Below are 12,140 nucleotides of genomic sequence, written 5' to 3'. Positions count from 1 at the left end.
CCTGGACCGTGTCCGGACCGCACTCGTCACTTCCCACCGCGCGCGCAGGTGCTCCGCGAGAAGCATCCCGGCATCCGGCGCTCGCCCCGCACCACGCGCCGCCGGGCCCACCGGGCCACCAGGCCCACCGGACCGCCGTAGGAGCGGTACGGACGACAGGGCCTCGCCGGCACGACCCGACCACGCCGAACGGACGAACCGCCGCCTGCGAAGGGGTAACCGACCATGGCACAACTCACCCTCCGGGAACTCGGCGCGATCATGCTCGAGTTCCAGGACCACGGGTCCGCGAGCGTCATCGACACCCGGGCCCTCGACGTCGTCTTCGAGGACCTGGAGTGCGACTCGTTGATGCTGCTCCAGACCACCGGCCGCATCCAGCGGGAGTACGGCGTGGAGCTGGACCGGGACCGGATCGCCGCCGCGGACACACCGCGCGCCCTGCTCGACCTGGTCAACACCGTCCTCGCGGAGGTGGCGGCATGAGGCTCAGCGGATTCAGCGAGGTCCTCCCCGGCGAGCCGGTCACCAACCGCGACATGGCCGAGCGCTTCGGCCTGCACGAGAAGTGGCTGGACATGATGACCGGGAACCGCTCCCGGTACTTCTGCCGGACGGACTCCCCGCCCTCCGTCCCCAAGAGCACCTCCGACCTCGCGGTGGCCGCGGCCACCGCCGCGCTCGCCGACGCCGGCACCGACGTGGCGTCCCTCGACTTCCTGGTGCTCACCACCGCCTCCCCCGACCACCTGATGCCGGCCACCGTGAACCTGGTCGCCGACCGCATCGGCCTCAACGACGTGCCCACCTTCCAGCTGATGTCGGGTTGCGCCGGTGCCCTCACCGGCCTCTACACCGCCCGCGCGCTGCTGGCCTCCGGACTGCGCCGGGGGCTGGTCATCGGCGCCGACACCTGTCTGAAGCTGTTCCCCTCCAGCGGCGAGATCGCCGGCATGTCACCGGCCGAGCTGATCAACTTCGCCCTGTTCGGGGACGGCGCCGGCGCGGTCGTGGTCGACGCCGACCCGGACGGGCCGGGGCTGCTGGTCGAGCACCTCTTCCTGCGCACCACCGGCATGGGCCGCTCGCCCGCGCAGGTCGCCCGCTGGTTCGGCACCGAGGGCGCGCCGGTGACGGACGGGCCCGACGGCCCGGTGCGCGAACCGTGGGGCGAGGAGGACTACAAGGCCATCGAGCACCACGTGCCGGAGCACGCCGAGACCATCTTCAAGGAGCTGGCGGCCGAGACCGGCTGGCGGCTGGACGAGGTCGAGCACGTGCTGCTGCCCCAGCTCAACGGCGTGATGACCGACGGCATCCGCAAGCGCCTGGGCGTGCGGCCCGAACAGGCCGTCAACTGCGTGGCGGACACCGGCAACAACGGCAACGCCGTGCCCTTCGTCCAGCTCAACCGGGCCATGCAGCGCATCCGCTCCGGCCTCGGGACCGGCGGCCGGCTGCTGGTGGCGAACGTCGAGTCCTCCAAGTGGATCCTGTCGGGCCTGGCCCTGCGCCACCGGAACGGAGCCGTGCGATGACCACGGCCCCCGCCCGGCCGGCCACCGGCGGCCTGACCGAACTGCGGGCCCTGAAGCGCGCCGGGGAACTCGGCGGCTCGGCCCCCCGGGTGCGCGCGGTCCTCGCCGCCCTCGGCGACCCCCTCGACCGGGAGGCGGCCGGCGCGCTGCTCGACGGCCGGGCGGCCCGCACCGCGCTCGCGGAGTCCGGCGCGTTCACCCCCGTACCGCTGGCGCTGCTCGGCTCCTCCACCGCCGACCCCGTACCGCCGCTGCTGACGGCCGCGCTGCTGGCCGAGGGCGTCCAGCCCGACACGGCGGCCACCGGCTTCAACCAGTGGCGGATGGAGATCCTGGCCGGGGCTCCGACGCTGCGGGAGCACCGGCCGGCCGTCACCGCCTGCCTCCTGGACGACACCGCCGTCTTCGAGAAGGTCACCGACCCGCTGGACGCCGACGAGGTGGTGGCGCGCTGTGCCGCGTTCCCCGCCGAACTGGCGTCCTGGCTCCAGGCGTACGAGCGTCATCTCGGCACCCTCGCGGTGCTGAACACCGTGCCGTTGGGCGCCGCCCGGCGCGACCGGTTCGTCGACTACGCCACCCGGGCGCGCGTCGAGGCGGCCTGGCAGCGCATGAACGCGGCCGTGCTCGACCTCGCCGGACGCCCGGGCACCGTGGTGCTGTCCGCGGACGCGCTCGCCGAACGGGCCGGCGCCCGGTGGGCGGCCACCGACCGCATGCGGCACATCGCCTCGCACGCCTACGGCCCGGAATTCCTGGACGCCTACGCCCGCGAGGTCGCCCGCGTGGTGCTGGCCCGGCTGGGCCGGGCCGCCAAGTGCCTCGTGCTCGACCTGGACCACACCCTGTGGGGTGGCGTCGTCGGTGACGACGGCGTGGGCGCGCTGAAGATCGGCGGGGCGTTCCCCGGGTCGGCCCACAGCGAGCTGCAGCGCCTGGCCAAGGACCTGTCGCGGCAGGGCGTGCTGCTCGCCGTGTGCTCCAAGAACGACGACGCCGTGGCCCGCGAGGCGATCGGCACGCACCCCGAGATGGTGCTGCGCACCGGGGACTTCGCCGCGTTCCGCGCCAACTGGGACCCCAAGCCGGGCAACGTCGCGGACATCGCCGCCGAGCTGAACATCGGGACCGACGCGATGGTCTTCGTCGACGACAACCCGGCCGAGCGCGGCCTGATGGCCCGGCAGCGGCCCGAGGTGACCGTGGTGGACCTGCCGGCCGACCCGGCCGGTTACGCCTCCGCGCTCGCCGCCTCCGGCCGGTTCAACCAGCTGCGGCTGACCGAGGAGGACCGCGACCGCGGGGCGATGTACCGGGCCCGCGCCGAGCGGGAGCGGCTGCGCGAGACGGTCACCGACGTCGAGGACTACCTGCGCGAGCTGGACACCGCGATCACGGTGGAGGCCCACGGCCCGCTCAACGCCGCGCGGATCGCCCAGCTCTTCGGCAAGACCAACCAGTTCAACCTGACCGGCATCCGCTACGGCGCGGACGAGCTGGCCCGGGCGGTGGCGGACGGCTCGGCCGGCTGCTACGGCGTCCGGGTCACCGACGCGTTCGGCGACAACGGCCTGGCCGCCGCGCTGACCCTGGTCCGCGAACCGGACGGCGCCTGGCTGATCGAGAACTTCGTGCTCTCCTGCCGGGTGTTCTCCCGGTCCGTGGAGGACGCGGTCGTCGGGCTCGTCCTGCGGGCCGCGCGGGAGGCGGGCGCCCCCGCCGTGCGCGGGCGGCACGTACCGACGGCGAAGAACGCGCGGTTCGCGGAGTTCTACCCCTCGCTCGGCTTCACCGGCCAGGGCGGCGACTTCCGGCACGACCTCACCCAACTCGCCGAGCTGCCCGCATGGGTGCGCATCGGCCCCGGCGAAGGGACCTTCCATGCCCCCTGAGGGAACAGCATCCGCCCTGGACACGGCCGAGCGGACGGTCGTCGAGACCATCGCCCGGCTGCTGGACGCCGACGAGGACGCGCTCGGCCCGGACACCCCGCTGTCCGCCGTCGAGGGCTGGGACTCCGTCAACGCGCTGCGCGTCCTGGTCGCCCTGGAGCGCGAGACCGGTGCCCCGCTCGACTACGAGCGGTTCGCCGCGGCCGAGACCGCGGGCGACATCGGCGCGGTGGTGGCCGCCGCCGGGGGGCAGGCGCCGTGAGCACCCCGATGGCCACCGTCCCGCTGCCCGCGGCGCGGCGGGGGACGTACATCTTCCTGGAGGAGGCGCGCCGCACCGCGCACGTGTACCTCATGGCGGACGTGGACGCCACCGCGCTGCGGGCCGCGCGGGCCGCGGCCGAGCGGCCCGCCTCCTACGTCAGTTACGTCGTGAAGGCCGCCGCCGACGTTCTCGACAAGTACCCCGAGGCCCGCGCCGTGTTCCGCGGCGGCCGTGCGCCGCGGCTCAGCGTGTCGCCGTCGGTGCACGCCAAGGTGCTGTTCGACAAGACCGTCGACGGGCAGCGCTGCGTGGTCTCCGGCACGGTGCCGGACGTCCAGGACAAGGACGTGCACGGGGTGCAGAGCACCATCGACGTCTACAAGAAGGCCCGGGTGGAGGATCCGGACGGGCCCTTCGCGCGGGTGCGCCGGCTCCAGCGGCTGCCGCTGCCGGTGTTCCGGCTGCTGTACCGGGTCATGTCCCGCGACCCGGGGCGGCGGGCCCTGCTGCAGGGCACCTTCGCGGTCACCTCGATCGGCCACGAGCCGGTCGGGGCGATCCTGCCGCTGATCTCCGGGACGCTCGGGTTCGGCGTCGGCCACATCGCCGACGCCGCCACCGTACGTGCGGGCAGCGTGGTCGTCGCGCCCGTCCTGACCCTCTCGCTCGTCTTCGACCACCGCGTCATCGACGGCGCGATGGCCGCCGAAATCCTCGCCGGCGTGAAGCGCCGGCTGGAGAACTGGGAGCCGGCATGACCGATCACACCAACCCGTCCGTGGCCGGCCGCGCGCCGGCCGAGACCGACGTCCTCGTCATCGGGGGCGGCCCGGCCGGCTCCCTGCTCGCCACCCTGCTGGCCCGCCGCGGCATCCGTACCGTCCTGGTGGAGAAGCAGACCGACCTGGAGCGCAGCTTCCGCGGGGAGACCATCGCCGCGCCGTCGGTGACCTCGCTGAACCGGCTGGGCTTCGGCCCGGCCCTGCGCGCGCACGGCTTCCTGGAGACCACCTCGGTCACCACGGTCGCCGAGGGCCGCCCGGTGCTGCACGTCGACTACCGCCGGTTCAAGGACCAGCCGCTGCCCATCGACATTCCGCAGCCCTCCCTGATCCGCATCTTCAACCGGGCCGCGGAGGACCTCCAGGGCTACGTCTACCTGAAGGGCTGGAGCTTCTCCTCGCTCATCGAGGAGGGCGGTGAGATACGCGGTGCGGTCCTGGGCCGGGGCCGCGAGGAGCGGGTGCCGGTGCGCGCCCGGATCGTGATCGGCGCCGACGGACGCTTCTCCAAGGTCCGCAAGGCGTCCAAACTGGCCGCCCACATCCAGCCGATGGCCCGCGACTTCCTGTCGTTCAAGCTGCCCCGGCCGCCGGAGTGGGGCAGCGCCGCCCAGCTCGTCGTCGAGCGGGACAAGCACCTGGTGATCCTGCCGACCTTCCCGGACACGCTGCGCGTCGGCCACAACCTGCCCAAGCGGGGGCTGGGCGAGCTGCGCGCCGCCGGCTTCGACGCCTTCAAGCAGGGCATCATGCGGATCTCCCCGCAGCTCGCGCCGCTCGTCGACGAGCACCTGCGGTCCTGGGACGACACCGGCTTCCTGGAGATCTTCACCGCGGAGATGGAGCAGTGGGCGCGCGACGGCCTGCTGCTGATCGGGGACGCCTCGCACACCGCGACGCCGATCCTCGGCCAGGGGGTCAACCTCGCCATGCAGGACTCGATCACGCTGGTCCCGGTGCTGTCCCGCGCCCTCGCCCGCGGCGGCCCGGAGCGTGTCGTCACCCGGGCCGAGCTGGCCGACTTCGTGGCGGCGCGGCGCGCGCACAAGACGCACGTCACCCGCTTCCAGCGGATGCAGGAGGCCGCGCTCGCGGTCGGCGACCCGCGCGGGGTGCGGCTGCGCCGGCTCCGCTTCCGCCTGCTCAACGCGTTCCCCGGCAAGTACCGGGTCTTCAACAAGGTCATCAACGCCCAGCACGCCATCGACGACGCCGACCTGGCCCTCGCCCGCACCGGCGGGCCGCGCGCGGTCGACGCCGCCGACCCGAGCCCCTTCGAGGTGAGCACGCATGACTGACGAGTCCCCGTCCGCCGCAGGCCGGCCGGTGCCGATCGCGGTGATCGGCATGGCGGGCCGTTTCCCGGGCGCACCGGACATCGACGCGTACTGGCGGCTGCTGACCGACGGCGCGGAGGCGGTGCGTCCGGTGCCGCCGGAGCGCTGGGACACCTCCGCGCAGCTCGACCCGGCCCGGAAGATCCCCTCGGTGGCCGCGCTCCTGGACGACGTCGACCAGTTCGACCCGGGGTTCTTCGGCATCTCGCCGCGCGAGGCGGAGGACCTCGATCCGCAGCAGCGGCTGATGCTGGAGATCGGCTGGCTGACCCTGGAGCACGCCGGCGTGCCGGCCGCCGCCGTCCGCGGCAGCCGCACCGGCGTGTACGTGGGCGCGCTGTGGCACGACTACCAGACCAACCGCAAGGAGCGGGGGGTCCCGACCACCCAGCACACCGCCGTCGGCAGCGCCCTGGACATCATCGCGGCCCGCATCTCGTACTTCCTCGGGCTGCGGGGCCCCAGCATGGTCGTGGAGACGGGCTGCTCCTCGGGCCTGGTCGCGCTGGACCTGGCCGCGGGCGCGCTGCGCTCCGGCGACCTCGACGGCGCCTTCGTCGGCGGCGTCAACCTGATCCTGGCGCCCGACAACTCCATCGGGCTGACCCACTTCGGCGGCCTGTCGCCCGACGGCCACTGCCGGGCGTTCTCCGCCCGGGCCAACGGGTTCGTGCGCGGCGAGGGCGCGGTCGGGGTCTGGCTCAAGCGGCTGGACCGGGCGATCGCCGACGGCGACCGCGTCCACGGCGTCATCGTGGACAGCGCCGTCAACAACGACGGCGGCGGGCACAGCCTGGTCTCCCCCAACATCGAGGCGCAGGCGGACCTCCTGCGCGGGGTGTACGAGCGGGCGGGCGTCCCCCTGGACCGGCTCGCCTACGTCGAGGCGCACGGCACCGGCACCCTGCGCGGCGACCCGATCGAGACCGAGGCGCTGGGCAGCGCCCTGGGCCGGGCCCGCCCCGCCGGCTCCGGACCGCTGCTCATCGGCTCCGCCAAGAGCAACATCGGTCACCTGGAGGCGGCCGCCGGACTGGCCGGGCTGGTCAAGACCGTGCTGGCGCTGCGGCACCGGCACATCCCGCGCAGCCTGCACGCCGAGGAACCCAACCCGAAGATCCCGTTCGCCGAGCACAACCTGAAGGTCGCCACCGAGCCGGTCGACCTGCCGGCCGACGGCACCCTGTACGCGGGCGTCAACTCCTTCGGCTGGGGCGGCACCAACGCCCACGTGGTGCTGCGCACCCCGCCCGTGCACGAGCCCCCCTCGGTGCCCGCGCCCGGCGCGCTGCTGCTGCCGCTGACCGCGCACAACGACGCCGCGCTGCGCCGCCGCGCCGAGGACGTGCTCGCCGCGCTGCCCGAGGACGCCGACGGTGTCGTACGCCTGGCCGGGACGCTCGGCAACGAGCGCGACCACTTCCCGGCGCGCGCCGCCGTCACCGCCTCGGACGTGGCCGGACTGCGGGACCGGCTGGGCCTGTTCGCCGCCGACCCCGGCGCGGAGATCCCGGGGGTGGTCACCGGCCGGGCCAGGGAGCGCGGCCGGGTCGCCTTCGTGCTGCCCGGGCAGGGCTCGCAGTGGGCCGGCATGGGCCGGCGGCTGTACGCCGAGTCCCCGCTGTTCGCGCAGGTGATCCGGCGCTGCGCCCGGGCGCTGGACCCGCACTTCCCGTGGGACCTGGAGGCCATCGTCTCCGGCACGGCGGGCGACGACTGGCTGGAGCACGTCGAGATGCTCCAGCCGACCCTGTGGGCGATGTCCCTGGGCATCGCCGAGCTGTGGCGGGCGGCCGGCGTCGCACCGGACGTCGTGGTCGGGCACAGCCAGGGCGAGGTGACGGCCGCGACCATCGCCGGGCACCTGTCCTACGAGGACGGGGCGCGGATCATCGCGCTGCGCAGCCGGCTCGCCAAGCGCACCGCGGGCCGGGGGCGGATGCTCGCCGTCGACCTCGGGGTGGCGGAGGCCGAGAAGGCCCTGGAGGGCTTCGAGGACAGCGTGTCCCTGGCCGTGAACAACGGCCCGTCCTCCTGCGTGCTGTCGGGCGACACGGACGCGGTGCTGATGCTGCGGGAACTGCTGGAGGCGGACGGCACGTTCTGCCGTCTGGTCAACGTCGACTACGCCTCGCACTGCCACCACATGGACGAGCTCACCGACGAGCTGGTCGAGGTGCTGGCGCCCGTGCGGCCCCGCCGCGGCGCCGTGCCGATGATGTCCACGGTGGTCGGCCGGGAGGTCGGCGGCGAGGAACTGGACGCCGCCTACTGGGCCGCCAACCTGCGCCGGCCGGTGATGTTCGCGGACGCCCTGTCCGCTCTGCTGGACGCCGGCGTCACCCACGTCGTGGAGATCAGCCCGCACCCCGTGCTGACGCCGGCCGTGGAGCAGCTGGCGGCCGCCCGTGAGACACCCGTGGCGGTGCTGCCCAGTCTGCGCCGCGAGGAGGGCGCGCTCACCGACTTCACCCGCGCGCTGGGCCGCGCCTACACGGAGGGCCTGGCTCCGTTCGGTGCGCTGCCCGCCCGGCCGGGGGCGGCCGTGCCGCCGTACCCGTGGCAGCGGTCCCGTTTCTGGCTGCCCGACGTGCCCCGGCGCAGCACGGCGCCGGGCGGTGGCCTGGCCTTCGCGTTCACCCCGTCCGCCACCGAGCAGGACGTCCACGAGGGCCGTACCGAACTGTCCTTGCACGACCTGCCCTGGCTGCGCGACCACCGGGTGTACGACGCCGTGGTGCTGCCCGGCGCGGCGATGCTGGCGCTGGCGGTGGCCGCCGCCCGGGCCCGCACCGGACAGAACCCCGAGGCCCTGCACTCCGTCCGGTTCCGCAGCGATCTGACGCTCACCGACGAGCCGGTGCGCGTCGGCGCCCTGTGGCGCGAGGACGGCGCCGACTCGGCGGGCTTCACCCTCACCTCGCTGCCCGAGGGCGCGGACACCTGGACCCGGCACGCCACCGCCCGCGTGGGCGCCGGCGGCCAGGACCTGCCGGTCCCGCCCGGACTGCCGGAGGACGCCCGGGAACTGGAGGCCGAGGCCTTCTACGCCGACTGCGCCGCCCGCGGACTGAACTACGGGCCCGCCTTCCGCGGCGTGACCGCACTGCGCGTGGCCGGCGACCGGGCCGCCGGGACCGTACGGCTGCCCGACTCCTGCCTGGCCGGGGTGCGCCCCGGCGAACTGCACCCCGCGCTGTGGGACGCCGCGCTCCAGGTCACCCTCGCCCTGGTGCCGGGCGGCGCCACCGTCGTGCCGACCGCCGTGGCCCGCGTCGACCTCGCGCTCGGCCGGGACGCGGTCGTCACGGCCGTCTCGGCGCACGCGCACCGCACCGGCGACGACACCTTCGACCTGGTCTGCCACGACGACGAGGGCCGGCCCGTACTGGGCATGACGGGCCTGCGGTTCCAGACCATCGAGGCGGGCGACGAGCGGCGGGTGGACCCGGCGCGGCTGCACCGGCTGGAGTTCCGGGCCGCCGACGACACACCGGCGGCGCCGGCCGTGCGCACCGGCCACTGGGTGCTGTACGACGCCGCCGGCACCGGCGCGGAGCTGGCCGCCGCGCTCACCGCCCGGGGCGCCACCGCCACCGTGCTGCCGGCCGGGCCGGACGCGGCGGACCGGCTGCGCGAGGGCGACGCCCCGGACGGGCTGGTCTTCCTCGCGCCCGGCGCGGAGCGTGGCCTCGCGGACCAGCGGGCCGGACTGCTCCGGCTCGCCGACGTGGTCCGGGCGGCCACCGCGCTGCCGGTGCCGCCGCGGACCGTGGTGGTCACCGACGGGGCGCAGAGCGTGTCCGCCGACGAGTCACCCGACCCGGGGGCGGCGCTGTACTGGGGCTTCGGCCGGGTGCTGCGCCGCGAACACCCCGAGCTCGCCGCGTCGCTGGTCGACGTGCGCGCCGCGGCCGGCGACTGGACCGGGCCGCTCACCGCGCTGCTGCTGTCCGCGGACACCGAGGACCAGACCGTGCTGCGCGGCGACCGGCGCCTGGTGGGCCGGCTGGTGCGCGGCGAGGAGGAGGACCCGGTCACGGCACGGCTGCCGTGGACGGGGGCGGCCCAGCCGTTCCGGCTGCGCCCGGACGCGTCGGGACTGTGGGAGGGGCTGGCGTTCCGTCCGCTGGCCCGCAGCGCGCCCGCCGCCGGCCAGGTCGAGGTGGCGGTCGAGGCGGCCGCCGTCAACTTCATCGACGTCATGAAGGCCATGGGCACCTACCCGGACGACTCGGCCGGTGCCGGGCTGCTGGGCGGCGAGTGCGCCGGCACGGTCACCGCGGTGGGCCCCGAAGTGACCGGGGTCGCCGTCGGCGACCGGGTGGTGGCCTGCGGCTTCGGCGCCCTCGCCTCCCACCTGACGGCGCGCGCCGAGCACGTCAGGCCGCTTCCGGAGCAGCTGACGCCCGCCCAGGCCGCCGCCCTGCCGCTGGTCACCGCCACCGCCTGGTACTCCCTGGCGGAGAAGGCGGCGCTGGAGGCCGGGGAGACCGTGCTGATCCACTCCGCGGCCGGCGGACTGGGGCTGGCCGCGGTCGGCGTGGCCCGCGCCCTGGGCGCCCACGTCGTCGCCACGGCCGGCACCGAGGCCAAGCGGGCGGCGCTGCGGGAGATGGGCATCGAGCACGTCCTGAACTCCCGCGACCTGTCCTGGGCCGACGAGGTACGGCGGATCACCGGCGGGCGGGGCGTGGACGTGGTCCTCAACTCGCTGGCGGGTGCGGCGATCGAGCAGGGCCTGGCCGTGCTCGCCGAGGACGGCCGGTTCATCGAGGTCGGCAAGCGGGACATCTACGCCTCGCGCACCCTCGGCCTGCGCAGCTTCGCCAAGGGCACCAGCTTCGCGGCCGTCGACGTGGCCGGTCTGATCACCCGCCGCCCGGCCCGCTTCGCGCGGATCCTGGACGCGGTCTGGCAGCGCGTGACCGACGGCACCCTGCCGCCGCTGCCGGTCACCGAGCACCCGTTCGCCGACGCCGCCGAGGTGCTGCGTTCCATGGCCCGCGGCGAGCACACCGGCAAGCTCGTGCTCACCGGGCCCGGACAGGTCGCCTCCGTCGCTCCGGAACCGCTGCCCGCGGGCCGGCTGCGGCCCGACGCCACCTATCTCGTCACCGGCGGACTGGGCGCGCTCGGTCTGTCCCTCACGGAGTTCCTCGCGGACCGCGGCGCCCGCTCCGTCGTCCTGCTCGGCCGCTCCCGGCCCGGTGCCGCCGCCGAACGCCGTATCGAGGAACTCAGGACGCGGGGCACCGAGGTCACCACGCTCGCCGTCGACGTCGCCGACCGTGCGGCGCTGGCCACGGCACTGGACGCCGTACGCGGCCAGCTGCCGCCGCTGCGCGGCGTGTTCCACGCGGCGGGCGTGCTCGACGACGCCGTCATCGGCAACCTGACCGCCGATCAGCTGGTGAGGGTCCTGGGGCCGAAGGTCGACGGGTCACACCACCTGGACGAGCTCACCCGGGACGACCCGCTCGACCTGTTCGTGCTGTTCTCCTCGGTGGCCGGCCTGGTCGGCAACCCCGGCCAGGCCGGGTACGCGGCGGGCAACGTCTTCATGGACGCGCTGGCCGAGGCCAGGCGGCGGCGGGGGCGGCCCGCGCTCGCCGTCCAGTGGGGTCCGTTCGCCGACATCGGCCTCGCCGCCGACGACGCGATCCGCGGTGACCGGCTCGCCGACCACGGCATGTCCGGGTTCACCGCCGCGGAGGCCTGGCAGGCCCTCGCGCACCTGCTGGACGGACCCGGCCGGGTGGTGTCGTACGTCCCGCTGGACGCCCGGCACTGGTTCGACGCCTACCCGGAGACCGCGGCCCAGCCCAGCTGGGGCGTCATGGCCCTGCTCGCCCGGGACGGCGGCGGGCCCGGCGGCGCCGAGGAGTTCCTGGGCCGGGTGCGCCGGGCGGACGACGCCGAACGCCCGACCCTGGTCGAGGGCAAGGTCCGCGAACTCGCCGGCCGGGTCCTGCGGCTCGAGGCCGGCTCCATCGACCGTGAAGCGCCCTTCAAGTCCCTTGGGCTTGACTCGCTGATGAGCCTGGAGCTGCGCAACCGACTGGAATCGGCGTTCGGCATGAAGCTGTCGCCCACGCTCCTGTGGACCTACGGGAGCACCGCGGCGCTCGCCGCGATGCTCGCCGGGCGCCTGACGGACCCGGCCGAACCCGCCCGGAAATGATGCCGGCCGGGGGGGGGGGGGGGGGGGGGGGGGGGGGGGGCGGGGGTGGGGGGGGGGGGGGGGGGGGGGGGGGGGTGGTTTCGCGGGGGGCCCCTTCCCGCCTCCCCACCCCACCGGGGAGGTGTTTTTGGTGGGTGCGCTC

General features: G+C 75.2%; 7 protein-coding genes. All 7 read left to right on the top strand.

Annotation, left to right across the window (positions count from 1 at the left end; genetic code table 11):
• The first annotated feature begins 225 nt into the window (after positions 1-225).
• The 7 genes from ACZ7G3_RS03040 to ACZ7G3_RS03010 are packed head-to-tail and all read left to right on the top strand — an operon-like array spanning position 226 to position 11,998.
• The gene (locus tag ACZ7G3_RS03040) at positions 226-486 is read left to right on the top strand and encodes an acyl carrier protein (protein WP_398135827.1); all 261 of its coding nucleotides are present in this window, start codon (positions 226-228) and stop codon (positions 484-486) included.
• Positions 483-1,538 carry a 3-oxoacyl-[acyl-carrier-protein] synthase III C-terminal domain-containing protein gene (locus tag ACZ7G3_RS03035; protein WP_398135828.1) on the top strand — a complete coding sequence of 352 codons (1,056 nt, stop codon included), beginning with the start codon at positions 483-485 and terminating at the stop codon, positions 1,536-1,538. Before ACZ7G3_RS03040 ends, ACZ7G3_RS03035 begins: the two co-directional genes overlap by 4 nt.
• Entirely contained in the window at positions 1,535-3,430 is a 1,896-nt protein-coding gene (locus ACZ7G3_RS03030; protein WP_470922978.1) for an HAD-IIIC family phosphatase, read from the top strand. The genes ACZ7G3_RS03035 and ACZ7G3_RS03030 overlap by 4 nt, the downstream gene beginning before the upstream one ends.
• Positions 3,420-3,692, top strand: coding sequence for an acyl carrier protein (locus ACZ7G3_RS03025; RefSeq protein ID WP_426556532.1), 273 nt, complete (start codon positions 3,420-3,422; stop codon positions 3,690-3,692). Before ACZ7G3_RS03030 ends, ACZ7G3_RS03025 begins: the two co-directional genes overlap by 11 nt.
• A complete protein-coding gene (locus tag ACZ7G3_RS03020; RefSeq protein WP_470922977.1) occupies positions 3,689-4,453 on the top strand; it encodes a 2-oxo acid dehydrogenase subunit E2 in 765 nt (254 codons plus the stop codon). The genes ACZ7G3_RS03025 and ACZ7G3_RS03020 overlap by 4 nt, the downstream gene beginning before the upstream one ends.
• Positions 4,450-5,775: an FAD-dependent monooxygenase gene (locus ACZ7G3_RS03015; protein ID WP_470922976.1), complete on the top strand. Its 1,326-nt coding sequence runs from the start codon at positions 4,450-4,452 to the stop codon at positions 5,773-5,775. Before ACZ7G3_RS03020 ends, ACZ7G3_RS03015 begins: the two co-directional genes overlap by 4 nt.
• Positions 5,768-11,998, top strand: coding sequence for an SDR family NAD(P)-dependent oxidoreductase (locus ACZ7G3_RS03010; protein ID WP_470922975.1), 6,231 nt, complete (start codon positions 5,768-5,770; stop codon positions 11,996-11,998). Before ACZ7G3_RS03015 ends, ACZ7G3_RS03010 begins: the two co-directional genes overlap by 8 nt.
• The last annotated feature ends 142 nt before the right edge of the window (positions 11,999-12,140 follow it).

The organism is Streptomyces sp. NPDC037271 (genome assembly GCF_055603605.1).
This window is presented reverse-complemented; position numbering and strand designations above follow the sequence as displayed.

What these genes read in the sequence shown, in the direction of transcription:
- ACZ7G3_RS03040 (WP_398135827.1), top strand. Translation starts at nt 226, where the DNA reads ATGGCACAACTCACCCTCCGGGAACTCGGCGCGATCATGCTCGAGTTC.
- ACZ7G3_RS03025 (WP_426556532.1), top strand. Translation starts at nt 3,420, where the DNA reads ATGCCCCCTGAGGGAACAGCATCCGCCCTGGACACGGCCGAGCGGACG.
- ACZ7G3_RS03030 (WP_470922978.1), top strand. Translation starts at nt 1,535, where the DNA reads ATGACCACGGCCCCCGCCCGGCCGGCCACCGGCGGCCTGACCGAACTG.
- ACZ7G3_RS03015 (WP_470922976.1), top strand. Translation starts at nt 4,450, where the DNA reads ATGACCGATCACACCAACCCGTCCGTGGCCGGCCGCGCGCCGGCCGAG.
- ACZ7G3_RS03010 (WP_470922975.1), top strand. Translation starts at nt 5,768, where the DNA reads ATGACTGACGAGTCCCCGTCCGCCGCAGGCCGGCCGGTGCCGATCGCG.
- ACZ7G3_RS03035 (WP_398135828.1), top strand. Translation starts at nt 483, where the DNA reads ATGAGGCTCAGCGGATTCAGCGAGGTCCTCCCCGGCGAGCCGGTCACC.